Genomic DNA, 23,702 nt, shown 5'->3' on the forward strand with positions numbered 1-23,702 from the left:
AAGCAAACTGAAGGTCTTATAAGCAATGATTTCAGTTATTCAAGTGAACATTTTTTTCTATTGAATGCCTTGAAATAACTCGTAATGTCGTTTTTTATTCAGCATTAAGATTTTAATAAAACGTCTGATTTTTTGCATACCGATAACACTTGTATTTATGAATCTAATTTATAAAAAAGTATAGCCAATCCATCGCAGTATTTCCTAAACTCAACTTTTGGCTTACATTTAGTCACAATTCCTTTCCAATCAAAAAAGTTTAGAAAGATTCACCTACCCATTTCCACCATTCACCGAGTTTTTAGTTGGTTTAGTCTAATTGCCATAGGGTAGGGACGAATTACACCCTACTTTTGAATCAACAACTAAGAACAATAAACTAACAATATAACATAAAGACATTATGAAAACTATAGCAAAAACATTCGTAGCAGCAGCCTTGATCGCAGTATCAACATTCACGATGGCAGCAGGCAAACCAGCAGGAGACAACTCTAAAAAAGCAATAGTCAATCTATCCACAGTAGATCTAGCCATTGATCATTACGTAGCCGTTATGACCGAAGGACAGTCGGCAGGAGTAGAGCAGTTGTTTACATCAGATTTTAATCAGAAAGTTCATGCATCAACAGATAGGATCAACAGCCGCTCAGAAGTAATCTCATTCTTGAAAAAACAAAAAGGCGAGCAATTGAACTGTAAAACAAGCACTACAATTGTTGAGCAATCTAGTGACTATATGGTTGCAAAAGTAACCCAACAATTTGAAGGGTTTACCAAAACCGATCTCGTGACGTTAGTCAATGACGGTGGTAACTGGAAAGTATCCCAATCCATCAACACGTATAAGGTATAAGTAAGTTAAGTTTAATCATATGTTTAGTTAAAGCCACATCGCGAGATGTGGTTTTTCTTTTTATCGTCCAGTAGTAAGGAATAAGGTTTTGTGTCATTGTCACTTCAATACTTTTCTTTGTATTATAACTTATGAAGGTGGTGATTTTGTTTTGATGTTTTATAATTGCCTTATATGCAGTAGTTTGCCCTGTGTTTTGTTGGGTTTTTAATTCTTTGTATTTAGCTCACTATTCTCTGTATTCATTTTCGTTTTTTACGGTTTAATTGTAAAGTAAAGATTATTAATAAAATTACTATATTTACTAGTAATCAGTGGAGTTACAATTATATTTGTCTATTTTTTTATTGAAAATAGAATACCTAAATGACAGAAAATGAAAGGAATTTCATCATCAATTTATTTATATGATGAGGTAAGACATGGTATAGAAAACTACTTATCATCTAACTATAAAGTTAATGCATCAATTGTTAAGTCGAGTGTTGAGACAATGGAATATAGACTTATTCGATTTTTGCGTAATGATTTATGTTTTTTTGTTGAATACCCATATGTAGATCGATTTTATCGAAATTCTTACTATAACTACTATTCATCTAAAAACTATGCATATTCTAAAGATACCATTAGAGTATCGATATTTGAGTCCGGATTAAATGAAAACAGTGCATTTGATGTAGAGTTTTTAAGAAATAATTATCTTGGGTTTTTCATTATTCGTCCTACTTTTCCCCATGTCTTGGGTCGCAATGTGATTAATCCGATTGCTTTTCAGGATTCAAATTTTGAGATTTGTAAATCTACATTTAGTATTACAGCAAACTCCCTAAAAGTCTCTGTTGATGGATTCCCGCATGCCTGTCAAGATCAGGAATCGATTTCATGTGCTGAGACTACACTTTGGTCCATTACCGAATATTTTAGTAATAAATATAATGATTATAACCCCGTCTTACCCTCAGATATTCATAAAATACTCTCTGAATTGACGTATGAAAGGCAAATGCCTTCTAAGGGTTTACAAGCACATCAGATTTCATATGCATTGAAAAAGGTTGGATTTGGAGTGAGAGTATATAGCAAAGATGTCTTTGGTAGTGAATTTGATAACATTTTAAGGATTTACATAGAGTCTGGCATACCGCTAGTTTGTTGCGTAAGGGCTCCTGGGATAGGGCATGCTTTTAATGTAATAGGTAGAAGGAGTACTACGCAAGAGCAGTTTGATGATATTGCCGCAATTGATATCAGAAAAAATGGAGAATTAGTATTAAAGGATTTAAGTAGTGCCAATAATGAGCTTGTATTTGTCGATGACAACTTTGCACCCTATAGAGTTGGTTCTCTAGAGTCTCCGTGTATACATTACAACAATCCGCAGTGGAGCAATTGTGTCATTACTGAAATTATAGTGCCTTTATATCCGAAAATTTATATGGAAGCAGGAGAAGCGCGAAAGTTTACAATAGAATTTCTAATGCTAAGTACCTTTGCCTACAAAAATAGAAAATTGGGTATTCGTACTTATCTGTGTTCAAGTAGAACTTACAAAGATTATATAATTAATTTACAGCATCTTGACTTGGATGTGAAGAAATTATTTCTAAATTTGCCTATGCCCAAGTTTATATGGGTATCGGAAATATTTGATATTGAGGATTTTTCTGAGAACTTGGTGGAGGGAGTTATTTTGTTAGACGCGACAGAACCGAAATCTACCCATGTCATTGGTGCAATTATTGATAATGTCTTTGTTCGAAGAAACATGTCAGAAGATATATCGGTATCAATCCCTTTTGGAAAAATTAGTTCATTCAACAATAATTTGAAATATTATGGAAGAAATTAAGAGTAATTTCGAATTAATTCTTGAGCGCTTAAAAAGTAAGAGCTTTGAAAATGATAATGAAGAAAAAATCAGAGATTTTGATTTTGAAGGTATGTTCCATCAATTAGATAAATCTTTAGATGAATATAAAAAGGATTATATGAAAAAGTCATCTGATTCAGAACAGAAGCTGTCTGAATTAGTATTGACCTCATAATATTCATTTTTCTTCTTCAAGCAGATCCTACCTGGATCGGTGTATCTATTTTCGGTTTGAGAAAATAAGAGTTTTTGTTTTACTCTATTGTTCAGCTATGATCTTCATCAATTCCTCATCGGTATAGTTTCCTATTATACCGCTCTTACTAACAGCAGAAAACATGGGTTAGAAAGAACTTTATAAAGAAGCCTGATCGGTATGCCCAATTGAAGCCATTTAACCCAGCTTTTGGCAATACCTTGTTAGCAATAGTAAATTTGTCTCAGAACTGAACTGGTAATTCAAAATCAACAGACTTTATCCCATCTTCAAATTCTATACCTTTTAAGCTCATATAAGTTTTACCATTTTTTTCAAGTCGTCCTATTGTGAATTTGTACTGAATCACATTTAATGTGTTTAGGTTCTTAAAATCAGCCATGTCAAGATTTTTAGGAATGTCAAATTTCCAACTATATCTCTTCCATTTGCTCTTTAACGCATTTTTGTCTGTTGTAACATTTATTGTGTCGGCCAATAACATTTTATATTGTCCATAATTTACAGTATTATTTTTTAAGTCAATAGTCAGTGTGTCTAATTTCGCAAGTTTGTTATGTGATTTAAAGCGAATTAAATCATCTTTAATTTCAATAAAGATATCCTCTTTTCCTGTTGAAACGACTTCAACATTATCCATCAAAGCTTTTAGTTCTGTATATTCTTCTTTTGTCAAGCCCAACTTTTCATTAAAAGGCATAGGTTCTCCATTTGGAACAGTTTTCATATACTCTAAAAACCACTCATAGTTTTCTGTAATTGCTGATTGAAATTTTTTTGTCAATTCAACTTGCCTCGGATTTTGTAAAACATTGTCCATAATATCAGCTTGCACATTTTTATTGGGGAGTAGCGCTTTCAAGTCAGACTGAATATTTCCAGTCAGATTTTCTTGTGAATTTTTTGTTTGACTATTTCCACAATTTGTTAAAAAGATTAAAAGCGTTAATATATACAATGTCTGTTTCATTGAGGTTTGTTTTTATTAATGGCAATATACTGTTTAGTAAGGCTAATATACAGAATCTTTCCCCAAATCGTCATTATAATACCTATGATTGTCCATCTTGTAATCGCTCATTCAACATGATTAGAAGTATAGTTTTTAATAGAAGATCTGGATGTCATCTTACTGAAGATCGCGCTTCAGGGGCCTCTAATCGACGGGTGGTGAAGGATTGTAAGACTTATGGCGTAGCAGATCCTATTCTGAAAGAAGATGGTGATCATCTTATACTTGAGTTTCCTGGACTTGGAATAGGTGAGGGTATACGTGATGGTGTAAATGGTATTGTTATAGAAGGTGTAAGTGATGGTGTAAATAATAGTCTTAATAGACTTATTACCCTTTTAAATACTACTCCTGGTATGAATGCAAAATACACTATGCATTTATTCTACTGCTCTGCTTGTGAATGGATTTATTAAGGTCAAAAAGTTTATCAATAAGAATTTTATTTGTTACCCAAAGTAGTCCGCCAAGAATGTATACGCCAAGTTTCCCGTTCTCTCCATTGTAAATAATGGAGTCGTGAAAAGTCTTCTCAATAATTACTTGCTCAAATGTCCACAGTATAAAGTTCAAAATAAAACTCAAAGCCGTCCAGCCAAATTTGAAGTTTGTTGTCAAGTAGTAAAAGGTGATTTGCAAAGTAAATACCGTGATATACATAACTGTCAAAAAATGCCAACCAATGTTCGGAAGTACCGCAAGTGCCCCTTCAACTATTGGAATTATCAAAAGTGCAAGTCCTACACCAATCAAATATTGTATGGTTATTTTTTCCTGCATTGCAATAATAAGCTGTCGATTAATTTATCCGGAATACCTCCATCGTATTGAACTCTAAAATTGTCCCAGGAATTGACTGCCATCATATGAAACTTATAATTCTCATTCATTGCAGTAGATCCGCTACCTGTCCCAAGTAAAAATATACCGACCTTATTTCTTGGAGGCTCATTTTTGTTCTTTTCAAGTGTGTGGTCTTCGTTAAAGTCTTGCTGTATAAGTTCCGGTATTTTTCCTATTTTGTTCCAGTTGTTATCAACAAAATAATACTCTTGGTCTATAATACCAGTCTCAAATTTGTTTGTGAGTATCATAACTCCATTATCTGGAATTTTGTAAATCAGTCTTCCGTCTACTTTTGGAACAGTCTGCCCACAAGGCTCATTATAAATTAGCGTGATTTGACCTCTAAAGTCTTTAGGAATAAGAAAGGTCTCTGGTGTCATATGCTTTGAGGCTAAAAAGACGAATGCAAGCATTCCAGGAAACCAAAGTAGCAGTGGTAAAAAGGTCGTTAGTAATTTTGTCTTTAGCTTGATTTTAGAGAGCCATACTATCAAAAGTCCGATTATAAAAACTGGTCCTCCAAATATTATCCAATAAAGATTTAAGCAGGCAATCCAACTTAAAATAATCAGAATAATTCCCGTTTTATAAACTCTCATTTTGTATTTGTTGTATTTGTAAAATTACAGATGGTTTGTGGCTTGGCGAAAATGGCAGACTGAATTTTAAATTTGTATCACTGTTAGCATAAGAAATATAGTATTTGCTAATATACTACAAAAGGAAATAAAAAAGACTTTTATCAGCGATGAATGTAGTTGATTTTGAATTAATATAAAAGGTGTAATGATCATTTTGATTCCTGAAACGAATCGAAAGACAAAGGCGCAATTGCAATCGGCAGTATAAATTGTACAGGGTCTGTTAAGCAGACTCGATAAAGCCGAATGTATTCCTCTTTTTTCTCCTTTACGGTTTCCCGTATACTAAGGAAAATAAGATTACTTATCATTGCGCGCAAATGCAGAATACATAACTATTTTGCTTTTAATTTTTTAATCTTTTATTTTCAGTTTATATTGTAGATGCTTTATGAATCATTCTCGAGAGTAAGTTTCGAATTAAAAGCAATATCCTACTATGAGTAGGTGTATAGATAATAATTAACACAATGCCCCAAAATTTAAATTCCGTAACCCATTTATTTGATCAGGTTAAAACTGTGAGCGATGCATATCGATTTATAGAGAAAAGTACAGCCGAGAATTTTAATTTGTTTACCATACTTAAAATGGAAACTGCTGAAGTAAAGACCCATTCAAGATTTTTAGCAGAATTACTGAATTCTCATGGTTCACATGCTCAGGGTGACAAATTTTTAGTATTGTTTATAGACTATTTAAATAATTTACAGAATGAATTTGGAGCATCCTTTCTGCATGATGATATTAAACTCTCAGGCAAACATACAAAAGTTGAGATCGAACGATATATTGGAAGAAAAACTGTTACAGAGGGAGGGCGACTAGATATATCCCTAAGTGACGATCACAATATTGTAGTCATTGAAAATAAGATACATGCTGTTGAGGGAGATAAGCAAATGCTTCGGTATTCCAACTTTGCATCATTGGCAAAGAGAAATGTACATGTGTTTTTTCTCACCCTTTGGGGATACGAGTCTCAAACGGCAGAAGAGAAGTTGAAAGTTTATCCAATATCTTATAAGAAGCATATTTTGGAATGGCTGGAAACATGTAAAAAAGAAGCTGTAGATCTTCCAGTTCTAAGAGAGTCCATAACACAGTATGTAAATCTTATCAAAAAATTGACCCACCAAACTACAAATAAAAAAATGGAAACTGATATTCAGACCCTCATTTTAAAAAATGCTAAAGAAGCGGCATTAATTGCCGACAACTATGCGCAAACCCTTCTGAATCTATCGGACGTCGTTATTTCCTCAGTTTATTCTAATCTTAAAGATTATTTAGACAATAAGAATCTATTAAGTATCTGGGAAATTTCAAAGCTAGAGAGAATTCAAAATGAAAAAAATAGAGGAATGATTTGGCTAAAGCCTAAAATATTAGCTAATAATGATTGGGTAATAGGTCTTGAAGATTTTAATCCCTTATTCCGTCAAGCTAATTTTGCCCATAAGTTATTTATGGGCATACGTTCTGAGTATGGAATATTAGACTATGCAAAGACCTGGAATCAAAATCAGTCTGATGGACACTGGAATGACTATACATTCGTGTCGAATTATCACAGTCAAGAAGTGCGTCTTGATAATGAAAATTTGTTAAGGATACTTGCCGACAAAGAGCAAGTCAAGTCGCTTAGCGACCATATTTCAAATGACTTTATAGCCTATTTCGAACAGCACTGTGGACGGTTGCTAGCGTTTTTGAAAACTAAGATCTATGCTTCCGAAGAATTGTGTAATTACACGGTGAAAAACCTAATGTCTGATCAAAATATAAGTGCTATAGATTTGGTTTTTTTGCTTAAAAATCACTTTAATAAAAATGATTTTAAAACGGTTTTCGAAATCAGAATTTGGAATGAACCAAATGAACATCCTTGTTTAGTCGTTGACTTTTCTAAGAATGGTATTTCTGTTGATCTCGTTTTAATAAAAGATCACATAGAATTTCAATTATTTCAGCGTAGTGGAAATGAACTTAAGAGTTTAATTTCATCCAATAATCAGTTAGACGGATCTTATGTCTTTAATGGAGAACGCTATATTAACCAATATCCTAGTAATATGTTATTTGGAACGATAATACCGGATATTAAAAATAGATTATTAGCTATTGATCATTTGTTGGAGCATACAACTGCTTAATGAGTATTTGTAGCTCCTCTAGATTAATTTACGATTTTAGTAATGCTAAAATTTTCTCTCCGGCCTTAGTAATTTTGTATCGTTGATTAGGGTTGGTTTTCTTTCCTGGATAATCCTGAGCAACCCAACCTAGCTCAATTAATGGATCTAGGTATTTAGCTCGATTTTTACTTTGATTGGTTAAATCCATTGTTTCAAACAATTCTTGTCTGGTCACATGATTGGAAAGTATGGATAACATTTCTTGTACACGATTATGGATACTTTCATCTAGAATTGCATTTGCAGCTTTGTTAGCTCCGTTACTAGCTCCGTTACTAAAATCGATAAAATCATGTAAATCTTTAAATATAAGTGTTTTATCTCCGTTACTAGTAGTTTGGTCAACTCCTTTATGGGCGGGTAAAATTACTAAAAAGTAATTACGATCTTGATCAGTCTCAAAAATGCTTTTAGAATATATCTCACATGTGTTATTATTCTTTTAAATTGAAGAAAAGAGCTTTTTATTTATTTCTTTGTTATCGTAGAATTTTTCATTTAAATAATCAGCTAATTCTATAATTTCATAAGTATAATCGTCACAATGGTTGTAATTTCTTATCAATTTGCGTTGATACTCATTATCCAGAGAGCCATTTTCTAGCCAATGCATCCAATATTCAGATTTTAATTTATATTCCTCAACTTCTATTAGATATTCCGGAAGTAGCGCATTAAAATCATTTAGTATTTTTTTACTACCTAATTCTATACTCGCTATGTCACTAATAGGTTTATCAGATTTAAATTGCATAACGCCATAAGTTTTGGGTTTCTTATTAATTACTCCAGATAGATATTCAATAAGTCTGTAAGCTTTAGGTCTGTTAAAATTTTCATGAATTATGATGGCATAAATAATTTGAGTTAATCTAACATTATTTGTATTGGTCACATTATCAATAGTAATAGCATACTTCCTTTTGAATTTATTATACACATCACTTATATACTTAAACTTTCTTTTTTCAGAACCAAGGGATGAAATGTTTATATTATTTATCAATGAATAAAGGAAAATCATAATAATAATCCATAGTTCATTTGCTATTGTTGTGAAATCGGGTAATAGATTCTTTTTATGTATAATAAGGTTGGTGTATGAAAAGTAAGATAGGCCAATGATAAATGCTGCGTAGAAAAATTGCTTTTTCCAATTAAGTAATTTACCTCTTCCAATGACTATGTTGAAAATCCACCTGAATAAAACATAATAAACACTTATTAGGTAAATATCAATTGTATACTTATCCATGTTGAATGAATAAAGTACTGCGCTTAATATTATGATTGATACCACAGGTGTTAATACTTTGAACAGGAAATTAAATGCAGGTGCTTCATCTGTATCTAGAAAATTAGATATCTGCATATATTTAATTGAAACAGGTGAGTGCTTACCAATTAAATTCATCAAGAAAAAAAGTGCTATTGCAAATGTAAATTGAAAAATGGTAGTCATTAATGGTTGTTTCTAAAGTTATTTTGTCATATAATTTCTCAAATAATTGAATACTAATTCAAAGTCGCTACGTATTAAATCATATTTGAGTTGGGACTTCGAAAAAAAATAGTCCATACTAATACAGATTTAATTAAATGTTTGCTATGATATTTTAATATTTGTTGGCTATAATTAATTCTAAGATATTCAATGTTTAATTGTAAAACAAATTTGAAATGTTAATTTCAAGGATAACATCTCCTTTTGGTTAGTAGTAAGTATGACCCAAATTACTTCGCTGGAGGTATTCAAATAGCTGTAAAATGGTCTTCACCTAATGTCTGATTTCACTTTGATCTTGGATGTAGCTACGCACCTTGTATGAAGACCTAAGTTTATCGATAGTAATGTTATATTACAGAAAGATCTGCCTGCCAATGAGTGCATTAAGAATTTCTTTTACAAATTCCTGTTTGCTCCTGATTTCGGCAATTTCATCATTGGTTAAAATAGACCATATTTTATCTGAATACCCATACTCATCACCACGTTCGTACGGATTTTGGTAGTAATTAAAATTATGAGTGGAGTAATGCTCTTTTAGTTTTTCAATAGTTTCATTCTCAAGATCAAGAAAAGCAAATTCTCTCAGATCTTTTAATCTACATCTGTAAATATTCACACCATTTGTCCACAATAACATTGAAATTTTATCATTGACATAACCTAGGAATTTTACATTTTTAGACAGTGAATAAACGCGATCAAATGATGAACGTATTACGATTTGATTAAATATTGTTTTGTTTATCTTTTGATTGTTGAGTTTAACAACAGATATATCTATGGTCGTTTTTTCGGTAAAGAGATTGTCTATATTCATTTTTATGAAATCGTTATAGAATAATTTTTAATGTTAAATCACTTAGGATAGATTGAAAAATTTAAAACTATACTTCACATAAGGCTTGTTATCATTATACTTTTCAACAAAATCTAAAAATTCACTTTTTAAATCATCTGATGTGAATTTTGACATCTGGACAAAAGTTTTAAGCTGATCAAAATCTCCAAATACATCCTCAATAAGTTTCTCGCTCAGTCCATAATCACCCTCATTATAGATATTTGTGGTTATGAGTGATTGTAGAAAATGCCTTAAATCTTTTTCATTCGTATTATGTTTAAAAATTTCAATGGCCTCTTTATGAATTCGCCACTTGTCATCACGTGCTGAAATCCTTTCTTGACCTTTAATTACCTCTATATCATAAGACATGATACCCCAAAACATCCTTACGACGTCCGGTGGAATTATTTTCCCATTTCTTTGAAGCCCTTCTACGAGGCACTCAAACTGAGCATCATAAAGTTTTCTTTCACTAATGAAGTGCTTATCCCCATACCGAATTATGATTCTTCTTGCTAACTCGGAAAGGAATAGATAGGAAGAATTGTGTTGTTCGAATAAATGTTTTAAGTGTATCGCGTAACCCTCAGAATTACCCTCGTATAAATTCTGAATTATTTGTTTACTGTTATCAAAATGTATCAAGATATATCTTTCAAAGTTAAATGACTTTAAACCATCTTTCTTTATAAATTCAGGAACAATAAGCCTAACAAGAGAACTGGTTATGTTTTCATATATTTCTTTACTTTTAAAATCAATGATTTCCATCTTCATGATTCTAGAATATAATGGTTTAAACAAACTCTTGTTTAATTGAGCTTTCACATATGCATCAACATCAGTAGGATTAATAAGCATTTGCTCTCGAAAGGTATGCTCTGATATTGCTATGGATGAAATGCGGTTTGTGAAAAATAGATCAAACATCGCAGGGTTTTTGATTGTCTTTATTTTATCTTTCGAATCAACAGTTAAATTTAATTCGAAAAGGTAGTGCAGTAAACTTTTTATCAGCTTTTTGTCTGCCTGATTATAGTTTTTATCTAATAAGTCTATTAATAGATATGCATTGTCACCATCTTTTTCAGATTTAACTAATTCAAAGTCTTGTTTATATGAAAAAGCATTATCTGAGGATACTAATACTTCATTTCGTTTTTCATACAAGAGATCATATGCAATAGGAAATTTAAATTTCAAGAGTTGAGAGTAAAGCAATTGCGCAAAATCTACCTCATTGGAAATTAAAGCATAAGTCAATTTAAAACTGTTCACAAATCGTATTATATCCCTATGTGTATTAAATAGTTGTGAAATGGACTCCTCGTAACCGCTTTCAAAATTAAGATGTATAAAATTATCTTTTAAATATTTGAGTTCATCTTCTTTGATTATTGATTTTAAGTTTTCTATCAAAGCGTCAGTCACTAAGTAATTTTCAGTTTTTGGCAAAGGTATTTCCAATTGAAATATTTTGTCCAGATAATTTACTGAAGTGTTATGATTGATGGTTTGGATCGCTGATTCTATATACTGTCTGTCATAGGCCACTATGTAAGTTACATTGCCAAAATTCGCTGTATTTCTTATTAACCTTAGCACCTCGAGTACTTCCTCATTATGTAAGCGGTCTAGGTCGTCAATTACGACAATGATTTTACGAGGAAAAGATACCATCATTTCATTGATTCTCGTTTTTTCGTCATTCAAGTCCCTTTCAAAAAATAATGTGGCATCGCGTAGGTTGTTCAGCAGGTTTCCGAACATTGTGTCTTTGTTATTCAGCCTTCTATAATAGTTGTATAGTGATGATGATAAAGTCTTGTTTTCCTTCGCTAAGTTGATACTTAATTCATCAAAGAAATATTTGTGAATGTCTACCGCTGTATTCGCATCCCAAGGATTAAAGAATACAATGAGGGGTTTAAATTCATCATTATTTTGGTTGATGTAAGTGGATGGTCCGATATGATCTTCTACTTTATTCTTTTTTAGACTATTACATATTAAATTAACAAAAGAAGATTTTCCAGAACCGTAGCAACCGGTAATTCCAACTGCAAATGCTTTAGTATTTGCAGTTAGCATTATTTGTTTCGCTATTTGTTCAGCAACTTGATTACGCTCGTAGGAATCACCTGCTGCATCAATGATGACGTTATCTTCAATAAATCCATCCTTAGCGGTATTATCTGATCTTAGCCTTTCACTTCTTTTCAAATAGTAATGTCGCATCAATAGTATTAATGATGTGAAGGCAAATAGTTCGATATACTTTAAAGTAGGGGAGTAAGTAGATGTATAAGACCAGTAACTGTCAAATCGAATAATAAGATAAATGAGCAACGAACATAATGTATATTTGATAATACCACGATGGTCCTTGTTATTCCAAAAATGTACAGTGATGATTGAGAACACAATGACACCACAAAAGCTTGTAAATAGATCCGATGTCACCTTACTCAACATAGGTTTGACCACTACTGCGTCTAATATATCGTATATGCCATAACGAAATATGACCAATATACTAACCGTAATTATGTAAGTTAATATTTTTATATATTGATTATTTTCTTCTTTGTTATCGTTATCTTTCATTTATGATTAGTATACGGAGTTATAAATTAATATCCTCTTTACGATGTTTTTATGGCTGCGAATAAGAAAATACTTCACCAGATTAATCGGTTAAACTATTTTTCTCGAAAATACAAAAATATCATCAGCAATCGAATTGTTAACTTTATTTTAATGGAACCATTACAAACGCAAAAAGAAGAAATTGATACTATTTTAAACAAGATTTATAATGCTTGGAATTCCTACTTGTTTAAATACAAATTCTGCTTCAGTAAACTTAATTCAGGAGATGATTTAAAAACAAATTATTTCGGGGATCTTATGGGCTACTTTACAGATACGTTAGAGATTGTATTTGATAGTACTCCTCCTAAAGCTCGAAATTATACCGAGATGTTTACCTTTAATATTAGTTTTTTACAGGCAATCTATGTACAACAAGATTTTCTTGAGGAATTACTTTTAATTTTTAAAACGGGAGTTTCCAAAGGAGAACTTAAAAAGGATATAAATTATTATGTGAATCGTGATTTAAGAAATGAATTAATTGGGCATCCGATTCGCAAATTAGGAAATAAACTTATTTCTTCTACACTATTTAGTTATGATGCTTCAGAAGGAGAAATTCAATATGCAAGATATCATAGGGATAATAATTTTCGTTTTGAGGTAAAGAGTTTTGATGTGCTAGATATTCGAGCAAGGCATTATGAATTAGTAAGGCATTATTTAAATCTTATTGCGAAAAAAATTGAGAGTATAGTTACCTTATACTCTCGAAGACTTAATCAATTATTATCCATAATTAATAAGGTTGATTTTATTCAAACATTAGATTTTTGTAGTCAATTATTCGAAGATTTTTTTAATCAAGAATTCTGTTTTGAATACGAAGTCATTAAGAAAATATATGAAAAGAGAGAGGCTCATTTTAGATATCAACATGTTATTGATCGATTTTTAAGTCGTTTGTTTGAAGATATTCAAGAGGTTCAAAATGATATTGAGAAATTCTGTAACCCTAGGCCTATTACTAAATCTTTAGATCAAAATATTCCTATTGAATTATGGGTTAGTGAATTATCGGTTCCATTTCATAATAAAACTGATATTAAAAAGAAACGTTCGTATAGTTATGAATTATCAAAGTTGTACACGTCTAAAAATGAACAGTTCAATTTTTTTGCTAGAATATTGAGGGAGGATTTTAAAAATCATAAGGAGATTTTAAATGAAATATTACATATGGAGTTCAATTTGGGCGATAATTTCGAATATTATTCAGCCTTAAAGTATTTATCATTCAAGATTTCGGAGAATCAAAAATAAATTATTCTTTATACGGGTTCCCGTATACTAAGTAAAATAAGATTACTTATCATTGCGCGCAACTGCAAAATGCACAACTATTTTGCTTTTAATTTTTTAATCTTTGATTTTCAGTTTATATTGTAGATGGTTTCTGGACAGGCATATTGTTTAAAAGAGATCCCAACTAAATTATGAAAATAATCTTATATCTATTTATGCAAAACAGTTTTTTATGACCAACAAGATCACATTTGACTGTAAAATGGCTTCAAAAGAAATTTCGATAGAAAGCTATGAAGTTGAACTTAAACCATATGAAGAGCTATCGAAGACTGTGTTAAAATTAAAGAAGCTAGTTATTGTAGAATAATCTATGTTTAAAGAAAATCAATTAATACAAGTACAAGGAACTGAGTATAGATTAGTAAAGATAAAAGGTGAAGGTGGATCAGGTACTGTATGGACCGCAGAGTCTGGTGGAGATAAATTTGCGATTAAATATATCAAGACCGATAAAATAAGCACAGCTAAACTTAGCCGTTTTCATGCCGAGATTGAATTCAGTAAAGATGCAAATCATAGAAACATACTCAAGCTAATTGCCGAGGGTACTCACGAAGAGACACCATTTTACGTGATGCCCTATTATTCCAAGACATTACGGCAAGTTATCAATGAAGAAAAAGATAGAGATGTACTTATAAAGTATATTCTGAAAATATGTGCAGCAATTAAATACATTCATAGAAAAGGTATAAAACACAGGGACATAAAACCCGAAAATATCCTTATTGACCATAATGATTTAGTACTAGCTGATTTTGGTATTGCACACTTCAATGAGAAGGGATATACAAAGAAAGGCGAATGGCTTGCAAATCGTAATTATATGGCACCAGAGCAGAAGTTGCGTAATAATGCTTTAAACATTACTATTTCTGCCGATATCTATGCATTAGGATTGATTATAAACGAATGTTTTACGAAGCAAAACCCTGCAGGGACGCGGTTTAAAAGGATCGCAGACACCTACCCGTTACTCTATGAGTTAGACACACTCGTTGAAAATATGATTATGCAGGAGCCGACGGATAGAATAGATATTGACAGTGTGATAACTCAAATAAAATTTATTTATCAGCAATTGAAAAAGAATCTTAGATTTATAAAGTATGATCTCGAACTGTTTGGTCCTCCTCAAAAAATAAAGAGTAACACATTGAGAGAAATTTATAAACGGGCTAGCGAGGATATATTATTTGGTAAATATTTATTTGATACGCATTCGAGTAAAGAACTTAATAGATATAATCATAATTGGCATATGAAAATTGGTTATACCGTAAGTGATTTTATTTACAAACTTTATGTTCAAGAGCAAATATTGCAGGAGTGTAAACTTAGCTTTTTAAAGGAGAGTGGATATTATAGTGAAAATACTAGCCTACAGACACGAAGTCTTGAGGAAAATGAGAAGTATGAATTGTTGTATTCTAAATTATCTAATATAGTAAAAGTATATGATTTGAAGAGGGAAGGATATTCAGTAGTAGATTTAACAGGTCAGATTTTGAAATATTTCTCTTCATGCTCCGAATACAGATGCGAAAAGATTTTGGGATATCTTCCTGATATTGAAATGCGTGCTAAAGAAAATTTAAAAAATAACCCAATAATTTGGATAGTTTCATATTTAAAAGATCGGATTATTGAGAATGCTGATGCATTATCAAATGGAATTAATGGATTAGGAGGTAGGTTCAAATTTAGATTTGAAGATCATATTCTTATTGACTGGGATCGGACACAACATTATGATTATAATGATGACCAGGAAGTTTTAGTTTATGATTATTATATAGAGAAGCAAGAAGAATTAAAACAGATATTGATCACGTTTCAACAAAAATGGAAGATCACATTTTCAGAAATTGATGAAGAACATTATTCGATAAAATTTAATACCTTTAATCAATTCAAAAAATTTAGTGAATACGCACTTTCCATTTCAAAGCCGCATTACATCTTTGAGGGGGATGTTTTGGATATCCTGCGTGAACCTAAACGTGTAGGAAATATGGTGGAGTTAATATTGGGAAAAGTATTTGATATTCCGACTACAGTGGCTCAAATTTTAGGGTTAAAGGAGGTACATGCATAATTGTACATTTATGTTAGATAAAACCAATTTTAAATGTTAAGTCAAGAAGTTATCTATCAACATCTGCAGGAAAGAAATTTCACTGAAATAATAATGATTTTAAACAAACACGGAAATCATTTAGACTCAGAGGCTTCTGTTGATTTTGCAATAAATGTATTTGTTGAAGAGTTGTTTAAACATTTCGAAGCTGCCGATAGAGCAGGTAAAAAGGAAATATATAATGATTTGGATATATTGCTGATATGTCACACAGAGCGAAAGTATATTTTAAAAAAAGATCAATTCTTATCACTGATAACGCTGTTAGAACATAGAGCTTCACAAACAGTTTTATATAAGGCAGCTAAAAGCTATCCTAATGAGCCGATCTGTATAAAAATTATCGAGAATTTCGAAAATACAAGAATAGAATCAAAAAGCAAATTACCCGATTCAGTTCAAGTCTCTTCTACATTAAATGTTAATGTAACAGAGTCTGGCAAGAAATTCGTAATAGAAGTTGGAGCAAAGGATAGTAATTGTTGGATCAAAGTTTTTTTAAGATCTAATGAATTATTGGATGTGGTTGCAAATCATATAAGAAAATCTGCATCGATTCAACATGTTAATATTACTCAAAAAGCTAATGGCCATAATGACCTTACAATTTATGCAAGGAAACCATTCACTATTGATGAAGCCCGAGACGAAGTTGAATTGATTTTGGAAAACTATTTTTCAAAAAGTCCAGTGGATCCAATTTTTAAAGAAGAAGTAATATCAGGAATAAGTGAAATTGCTTATTATCAGATTTTGGATTATATGATTCGACTTGGAATTACTTTAGAGGGATTTCGAGAGTTGTCTTCTAAAATGGATGAAGAGAAGTATAGAGATTACTTTGTGAGTTATTTAGATTCTTTGTCTCTTGATCATACTGTCACCGGCGAAACTTTTCGTGGAATAGGAAAAACGGATATTTTGGTTAGAAACAAAGAAAAAGAAGTATTATTAGTTGCTGAATGTAAATTGTGGAATGGAAAATCATATTTAGAAAAGGCAATCACTCAACTATTTACCAGATATGTTTTATGGAGAGATGGAAAAGCTGCATTGCTGATTTTTAACACAAAAGTAGTTGGTTTTTCTAATCTTATAGATACCGCAATAGAAACATTGAAAGCCCATGATCTTTTCGTTAGCTATGAAGGTAAAAGAAACGAGACTTCGTTTTCATTTGTTTTTAAGAATCATTCTGATCATCAAAAATTAGTAAAGTTAGAATTGGTTCTTTTTAATTTTTTGTAGGAGACTTGAGCTAATACTCGTTTATATACGTTTGGAGTTTCATTTTCCAGTGTTCAAAGCTTTGATGTTTTATAAAACCAATGCAATCAATATCTAAAAGATTATCAGAATTTTTCTGTCTTAGAGATAGTCGCTTAGATCTTTTGTTGGAAGATATGTAATCAAAAATTGTTTGGATGGTATCGATATAATCTTGTTTATTACTTAAAAAGACATAGGTAGCCCGACCTTGAACAGAGCTTTCCCATACAATAAGTAAGCAGCTTTTACTTTTGCATGCAATGGAGTACAAATATGTATCTTCCGAAATACCTTGCTTTCCAGTGTTTATGATTTCTACTACTGGTGCTATTTTATATTCAGTCAATTGAAGATCATTTAGATGGTCAAAATACCCCTCAATAGAATCAAGACTAGCCACACGTTTGATAGCAGCATTAGTTATTTTTTCTAGTTTCTTGATTAGGTTCTGGGCAGATGTAGGGATAGACTTTTTACTGTTATCAAAATAGTACTTTATTATCTTTAAGTATTCTATACCTTCATTAAGTTGATCAATATTTTTTACTTGTTTTATTTTATTCCCTTGTAGCACCACTTCTATTGGAGCTAGTTTAAGCTTTTTAAAATATTTTTTGAGTAAAAAAAGAGACTTTCTAGATTCTTTAATATAAAAGGGCATGCTTACATGATTTCCATTTTTGATTCTAATCGCATAGTCATCAAAAAGGATGTCCTCAAAGTTTACATAAACAATTTTAGTAATCTCATTATCCGCAGCAATGTTAACATTGTTTACATATGTCAAGATCGGTAGCGTAGAGGGTTTAGAAAAAATAACATTAGGTTCTCTAATAATTGAAACTCTCGCTTTTTTCTGTTTTTTTTGACTTTTGACGGTCGTTGTTACTTTTCTTTTATTGAGGGGCTTTTGAGTATCTTTTTTTGCTTTCTTCGAATTAGCCGCTAGGTATTTATCAAGAATTTTTGATATGTTATCTACATTTAATTCGTAATGTATCGGTCTAAGGTTTTTACTTAGGAATAAGTACATTCCTGGTGTAATCCTAGCCTCCTCATTATTAATGTTTAAATGATAATTTCCTAAGTACAAAATATCCGCAAGTTTTTCTTTTGTAATATTAAATTCGCGACAAACAAAACCTACTTTAGAAAAAAGTCTTTTTTCTAAGACCTCAACTGCTAGTTGGACATCTTTACGTCCATGAGACTTATTTTTAATAGTCTTTTCTTTATTTTCATTTTTAAAGGAGCTTTTGTCTGTTGTAGGGAATAGTTCCTTAATTTCCTGAAGTTTGTCTTTCCAGTCCATAATTTGGCTTATTTTATTTATGATTACAGTGGTTTGTCTAAGTCTTTAAAATCTTAAACGAGTAAAAATAGCAGTGTTTAATTGTAGTAAAGTTGTTGTTGGTAAATAATTTATATTTAATTCGTTATCATGTTAAATATAAGTGTTTTAAGTTAGGTTTTGTAGCTAACCCACAGTGAATGATTTAAGTATTTAGTTGCAGATCCAGCTTTTTGCCTTTTATGCTATTAAAGCAGATTTTATCCTAGTAAAAGTTGTTTTTTTTCATACAAAATTATACTCTTTTGGGATCCTTTTCATCTGTAAGAAATGGTTACCAAATGGCTACTACGCAATGATATCGTAAAAAAATTGGATTGGCAGGATTTACTGATATATACAACATCATTTAGGATAAAGAACATTAGGTCTGATTATTCGATAATCATTTTCGATTTTCTTGATCCAATCTAATTTTTCATACACAATTTGCAACGTAAAGAATTTATTGAGTATTTCGTCTTTCATTTCATCCTTAATAATACGCTCTCTTTCTGTACACGATAAAGAAGCAAAGTTTGGGTCTATGTCGCTTTTTTGCTTTGAATAATGATTAGTAAAGAAAACTATAATATTATCAAATATATTTTTATCATGAGTGCAAACTTTTATTGTATACAGTTTATGGTACAATCTTTTAATTATTTCGCTGTAGTTTTTAAAGACAATGTTCAGCAAGAAGCTTTTATCTTCCCACGATAACTCTGGTTTTTCAACTATCCAAATATATAATTCAAGCTCACTCGCATAATAATCTAAGAATCTTCTTGATCCATGGAGATTATAAAATAAACTTTCCTGAGATCCGTCTAATTTACTTTGAATATTTGCATATACGTCAAGCTTCTCTGAATAATTTTGTCGAGTAAATTCCAGCTGTCGATAGATATTATCCAATGCTCTATCAAGCCCTACATTCTTATTGTTATCATTAATCTGCTTTAGAGAGCTTTGATATGTAGCATATACAAATATTACGGTGATGATACTAAATGCGAGAGAGAGTAAGGCAATGACTGCATTAATGCTATTATAGCCTTTGTCGTCATCGATACCGCTTTTTTTCCAAAAGCTATAGATGACAAATCCGATTATACATGATAAAACTAATATTGACAGTATGATACTCGTATATACTAAAATGGTCTTATTTTTCATTATTAAATAATAGCGTAAATTCTCGTAAAATTAAGTGCTAAAAAGAGAATCAGTGGTCCCCATATTAGTATATGGTATTTTAATTTTACGAAAAAGTAATACTTCATATGCCCCATAAAGCGTTCAAACCAATTTAATCCATGATAATGATATTTGTTCAGCATTAATTTTTCACGATCAATAGGTTCGTGGTTTTCGTATTTGCGTAAAACTAAATCATATTCATTGCTGATTTCTCTGATGCGAACCCTTTTTTCCTCCTCGGTTTCATGGCTTTTAGATAATCGTAGCTCATTGTAAAGTTCTCCAATTTCTAAGGCACAGCTATGGTATTTTTGATATAAAGCGAGAAGTATCAGCCCATCCTCCCGATTTGGGATGAGCTGATAGTAGCGTGGTTTTGCTTCGGAATAGAGATCGAGTTCTTTCATTGAATTAGTTTATTTCATTTTCGTTATTTCTAATTTGAGCCAACCACTCTCTATCTATATTAATTATGGAGAATGGAACTTCTGGATTGTTTTGCTGGTTGAATACAAAAATTCTTGAGAAAAACTCTTGTTTAATGTCAAGTGCGGCGATTTTATCAAGATTAAACGTTTTCCAATGATTAAAAATCCGCTTTGGAACATAAAAATCAAAATCCGTTTGGTGATCACTATTACGGCTATTATAAACAGTTAATCTCCATACATTTGGTCTATCACTAAACCAATGTATTTCGGCTTTCAAAGCATTAAACCTGTTTAGTTGATTGAGTATATTATCTTCTGACCGTGACCTAGCAAATAAAAATACCATATCGCCCGTTTCCAGAAGCCCTACGTAGGAATAGTTAATAGTGGTGTTGGCAAAAGTTATTATATCACCAAAAATATTATCTGAGCTTAGAAAATTATAAACTCTTCTATATTGCACAGAATGCATATTACCCTCTCGATCTTTAAGAAAATCATATAGATTCTGCATATCTTTGGGATCAAAGCTGTTAATTAATGTTTGATTGATGCTGTTAAAGTCACGAATTATGGAGGGACTTAGAAACCAACTCAATGACAGTAGTGGAATTTTATTATTGGTTGCATACTCAACAGATGGTTTGGTAAAATCATTAACAGCTGCTACACCTACTTGATATAAAAACCTTTTTCTTGTATCAACGGCATAAGCAGCTCGTCTGTTATTTTGCCGTTCTCGGAGTGAGTCTCTTGTGACTACTTCAAATTCATTTATATCATTTCGCAGACCTGCAGCATTTCGAACTATTGAAAGGCTTGTAATGGTACCATATGCCTTACATTCAAATAATAATTGTGAAGGATAGGCAAAGGGCATCTGTATTGGTGGGTTCATAATGATGTCTGCATCATGAGCTGCGCCTCTGCCATTAATAAAAAATAATCCACCTCGTTCAAAGGAGAAAAGATTGTCAGCTTTTACATTTGTAAAGCCACAACTCTTTAGTAGCTGACGAACAATGTATTCGAGAAGTGCTCCTTTTAAATTTCCTGCTTTCATGTTGGAAAAATATATATATAGTTATGCCACGATTGCTAGACCTTCTTCAGATTCTCTATACATCATTTTATAGTGTTCTTCATGCCCCATTTTGACAAAAATTTGCTTAAATACTTCAAGATATTTTTCGAGCATCGCTTCTTGTTGTTCTATATATAAATCATCGGGCAATCCATGAGAACCATCATTTATCCAACAAACTAATGAACGACATATTTCCTGTTCCTGATGATTGTCAAAACTTTTAATGAGGTCATCATCGGCATACTTCCCTAAAATCTTGAAATAATTTTCTATAATTCTTCTCATTGTATTTTGAATTGTGATACCTGAGTTTTGTTGGGTATTCTTTAATTCCCTCCAAAGTAGTTCGTAAGAACTTTGGATTGGGTTTTCCATTTGGTAAGACTGAAGACTAGATAAGTTGTTGTTCTTTCGTATAATCCAAAAATTTGTGTTACCATTTTTTGGTGTTCTTCCATCTACAAAAGATACTTCTTTATGAAAATACACATTGTGAGTGAGTAAAATCATTTGTTTTATGCTACCGAGATTGTTTTTAATTGATTTTATGATTTCTTTTATCAATGAACTAACAACGAAAAGTACATTACTATCGAGGCTAGAGATAGGATCGTCTACAATTAGAATTCGTTCTTCTGTTATATTATCTTCTTGAGTACTACCTTTTGCTAGCTGCAGGTAGTAAAGAAATGTAATAAAGGTTGCTTCTCCTTCGCTTAATGTAGATTCAGCTGTAGTGCCATCTTGCCTTAGAATTTGATATTGATTAGGTTCGGTTGGAGATGGCACTATTTCGAAATTTAGAAAACCGTAAGATTTTAATATTCGATTAATTTCATCGACAGAAGGTTGTACACTGGTAATATTTTTATTAGCCTCTTTTATTTTTTTATTTAATTCGGAATATTTCTCCCTAAGTTCTTTATGCTGTTTTTGTATTACTTCAATTCCTTTTGATAATCCTTGTTGCTTTTTTACAAATGCGTCAATCGTTCCGTGATGTCCTTCAATCAGATATTTCCAAATTGAATTAATTAAATTATTTCTTTGGTTTGTGTAGTCGTTAACAATAGCATTATGCGCTTTTATCTCAATGTTAGCATCATCAATAATTTTTTGAATGGCTTCTAATTGCTCTTTTGTTGATGTTAAGTCTATGCTCCTGCTAGGTTCTTTGGCTTTATTACTTAATAGCTCTTTGTTAATGGCAAATTGATTTAATAGTGTTTTTAATGAGGCTGAGAACGACTCAATGTTAAGCTTGGAATCAGGCTTTTCTTTTTCTTGAGTTTCCATTTGTTCTAAAAGATTTTGAAGATTTTGAGAATTCCTGTTGTATTCTATTGATACATACTTAACTCTTTCGATGTCTCTTGTAAATGTTTCATCAAAATAGTCTTCAAGTTGTTTTTTAAAATTTTCGTTAATAGTTTTTTGTTGGCAAAAAGGGCATATTTCATCTTCTGTTATGTAATCTCTACCTTCGTTAACCCAGTCATTAAGGTTTAATTTTTGTATTAATCCTGCAATTGCCCCATCTGATTTACCTACAATTTTTCTTTTCCATATTTTATCATTTTCCATTTCAAGAAGATCCTTAAATACAATCGAAGTTATATTGGCTATTGTTGTTGGTGTCGAACCAAATATTGTTTGCGCTTTTTCTTTTAGTTCCTCAAATGTTAGTAATGGTTCTTTATTGTTCTCATATTCATATAATATTTTATCTTTAAAAGTATCTTTTTTTAAGAATCCTCTGAATGCCTCTTTGAAATCAATCTCATTTTCTTTGTAAACATCTACCCATACCACTTCTTTGAATTCATTCTCTTCTTGTAGCATTGTTAGCTCTTGTTTATCTAGGCTGGCTTTCTTTTCAATTCCTTTTGTCTTGAGTTCAGCCAAATCTTTTTGCATCTTCTCAATTTTTTCAATTTCTTCTTTCGTAGCTTCCCCAAGCGTGAAAACTCCGTCTATTTTTCCTTTTCCAAAATTTCTATCACGAAAATCTTTATTATAGACAAGTACATTTACAGGCAATCCTCCTTTCCACTCAAGATTGCATGTAGCATATATAGGATTTGAACTGTCGTATATGAATTTAGATAGTGTTGTTTTTCCACATCCATTTGCACCATATATGAAGTTAATCTTTTTAAGATTTTCCATTTTTATCCCTGTGGAATCATACGTTGCGATATCCTTAATAGTTATTGAATTGAGCATAATTTAGCTGTTTAAAGTTGTCTTATTATTGTATTCTATTTTTATAAGGTTGATTA

General features: G+C 31.4%; 19 protein-coding genes. 8 read left to right on the forward strand and 11 right to left on the reverse strand.

Going from position 1 to position 23,702, the window contains the following annotated elements; translation table 11 throughout:
* The first annotated feature begins 403 nt into the window (after nt 1-403).
* The 3 genes from B3P23_RS21270 (at nt 404) to B3P23_RS21280 (ending at nt 2,904) form a co-directional block, all read left to right on the forward strand.
* A complete protein-coding gene (locus tag B3P23_RS21270) occupies nt 404-856 on the forward strand; it encodes a nuclear transport factor 2 family protein (protein ID WP_293929441.1) in 453 nt (150 codons plus the stop codon).
* 376 nt (nt 857-1,232) lie between these two features.
* Nucleotides 1,233-2,708 carry a papain-like cysteine protease family protein gene (locus B3P23_RS21275; protein WP_293929443.1) on the forward strand — a complete coding sequence of 492 codons (1,476 nt, stop codon included), beginning with the start codon at nt 1,233-1,235 and terminating at the stop codon, nt 2,706-2,708.
* On the forward strand, nt 2,695-2,904 hold the full coding sequence (locus B3P23_RS21280; RefSeq protein WP_293929445.1) for a hypothetical protein: 210 nt from the start codon (nt 2,695-2,697) through the stop codon (nt 2,902-2,904). The genes B3P23_RS21275 and B3P23_RS21280 overlap by 14 nt, the downstream gene beginning before the upstream one ends.
* Nucleotides 2,905-3,169: 265 nt before the next feature.
* On the opposite strand, the gene B3P23_RS21285 is transcribed toward B3P23_RS21280, so the two are convergent.
* The gene (locus B3P23_RS21285; protein WP_293929446.1) at nt 3,170-3,916 is read right to left on the reverse strand and encodes a hypothetical protein; all 747 of its coding nucleotides are present in this window, start codon (nt 3,914-3,916) and stop codon (nt 3,170-3,172) included.
* Between the two features lie 116 nt (nt 3,917-4,032).
* Between B3P23_RS21285 and B3P23_RS21290 the strand changes: the two genes are divergently transcribed.
* The gene (locus B3P23_RS21290) at nt 4,033-4,374 is read left to right on the forward strand and encodes a hypothetical protein (protein ID WP_293929448.1); all 342 of its coding nucleotides are present in this window, start codon (nt 4,033-4,035) and stop codon (nt 4,372-4,374) included.
* A gap of 348 nt (nt 4,375-4,722) precedes the next feature.
* Here B3P23_RS21290 and B3P23_RS21295 read toward each other — a convergent pair whose 3' ends face one another.
* Complete coding sequence (locus B3P23_RS21295) at nt 4,723-5,403, reverse strand: DUF6843 domain-containing protein (RefSeq protein WP_293929450.1); 681 nt, start codon at nt 5,401-5,403, stop codon at nt 4,723-4,725.
* A gap of 512 nt (nt 5,404-5,915) precedes the next feature.
* Between B3P23_RS21295 and B3P23_RS21300 the strand changes: the two genes are divergently transcribed.
* Entirely contained in the window at nt 5,916-7,601 is a 1,686-nt protein-coding gene (locus B3P23_RS21300) for a PD-(D/E)XK nuclease family protein (protein ID WP_293929452.1), read from the forward strand.
* A gap of 28 nt (nt 7,602-7,629) precedes the next feature.
* Here B3P23_RS21300 and B3P23_RS21305 read toward each other — a convergent pair whose 3' ends face one another.
* The 4 genes from B3P23_RS21305 to B3P23_RS21320 all read right to left on the reverse strand — a co-directional run bounded on the left by B3P23_RS21305 (nt 7,630) and on the right by B3P23_RS21320 (nt 12,604).
* Entirely contained in the window at nt 7,630-7,842 is a 213-nt protein-coding gene (locus B3P23_RS21305; RefSeq protein ID WP_293929454.1) for a Fic family protein, read from the reverse strand.
* Nucleotides 7,843-8,085: 243 nt separating this feature from the next.
* Nucleotides 8,086-9,057, reverse strand: a complete 972-nt coding sequence (locus tag B3P23_RS21310; protein WP_293929456.1) for a hypothetical protein — start codon at nt 9,055-9,057, stop codon at nt 8,086-8,088.
* A 445-nt stretch (nt 9,058-9,502) separates the two neighbouring features.
* The gene (locus B3P23_RS21315; RefSeq protein WP_293929458.1) at nt 9,503-9,970 is read right to left on the reverse strand and encodes a hypothetical protein; all 468 of its coding nucleotides are present in this window, start codon (nt 9,968-9,970) and stop codon (nt 9,503-9,505) included.
* 42 nt (nt 9,971-10,012) lie between these two features.
* Nucleotides 10,013-12,604 (reverse strand): KAP family P-loop NTPase fold protein, encoded by a 2,592-nt coding sequence (locus tag B3P23_RS21320; protein ID WP_293929459.1) that lies wholly within the window; start codon nt 12,602-12,604, stop codon nt 10,013-10,015.
* A gap of 153 nt (nt 12,605-12,757) precedes the next feature.
* Here B3P23_RS21320 and B3P23_RS21325 point away from each other — a divergent pair, with 153 nt between their 5' ends.
* From B3P23_RS21325 to B3P23_RS21335, 3 genes are all read left to right on the forward strand, one after another.
* Entirely contained in the window at nt 12,758-13,915 is a 1,158-nt protein-coding gene (locus tag B3P23_RS21325; protein ID WP_293929461.1) for a hypothetical protein, read from the forward strand.
* A 355-nt stretch (nt 13,916-14,270) separates the two neighbouring features.
* Nucleotides 14,271-16,058: a serine/threonine-protein kinase gene (locus tag B3P23_RS21330; RefSeq protein WP_293929463.1), complete on the forward strand. Its 1,788-nt coding sequence runs from the start codon at nt 14,271-14,273 to the stop codon at nt 16,056-16,058.
* Between the two features lie 33 nt (nt 16,059-16,091).
* Nucleotides 16,092-17,348 (forward strand): hypothetical protein, encoded by a 1,257-nt coding sequence (locus B3P23_RS21335; protein ID WP_293929465.1) that lies wholly within the window; start codon nt 16,092-16,094, stop codon nt 17,346-17,348.
* Nucleotides 17,349-17,358: 10 nt separating this feature from the next.
* On the opposite strand, the gene B3P23_RS21340 is transcribed toward B3P23_RS21335, so the two are convergent.
* The 5 genes from B3P23_RS21340 to B3P23_RS21360 form a co-directional block, all read right to left on the reverse strand.
* Nucleotides 17,359-18,681: a hypothetical protein gene (locus B3P23_RS21340; protein ID WP_293929467.1), complete on the reverse strand. Its 1,323-nt coding sequence runs from the start codon at nt 18,679-18,681 to the stop codon at nt 17,359-17,361.
* 384 nt (nt 18,682-19,065) lie between these two features.
* Nucleotides 19,066-19,878 (reverse strand): hypothetical protein, encoded by an 813-nt coding sequence (locus B3P23_RS21345; RefSeq protein ID WP_293929469.1) that lies wholly within the window; start codon nt 19,876-19,878, stop codon nt 19,066-19,068.
* Nucleotides 19,879-19,880: 2 nt separating this feature from the next.
* On the reverse strand, nt 19,881-20,309 hold the full coding sequence (locus B3P23_RS21350) for an SLATT domain-containing protein (protein WP_293929471.1): 429 nt from the start codon (nt 20,307-20,309) through the stop codon (nt 19,881-19,883).
* A gap of 4 nt (nt 20,310-20,313) precedes the next feature.
* Nucleotides 20,314-21,396, reverse strand: coding sequence for a hypothetical protein (locus B3P23_RS21355; RefSeq protein WP_293929473.1), 1,083 nt, complete (start codon nt 21,394-21,396; stop codon nt 20,314-20,316).
* Nucleotides 21,397-21,417: 21 nt separating this feature from the next.
* Nucleotides 21,418-23,646: an AAA family ATPase gene (locus tag B3P23_RS21360; RefSeq protein ID WP_293929474.1), complete on the reverse strand. Its 2,229-nt coding sequence runs from the start codon at nt 23,644-23,646 to the stop codon at nt 21,418-21,420.
* Nucleotides 23,647-23,702 lie beyond the last annotated feature (56 nt).

This window comes from Sphingobacterium sp. UBA6320, from assembly GCF_002440335.1.
Lineage (GTDB): Bacteria > Bacteroidota > Bacteroidia > Sphingobacteriales > Sphingobacteriaceae > Sphingobacterium.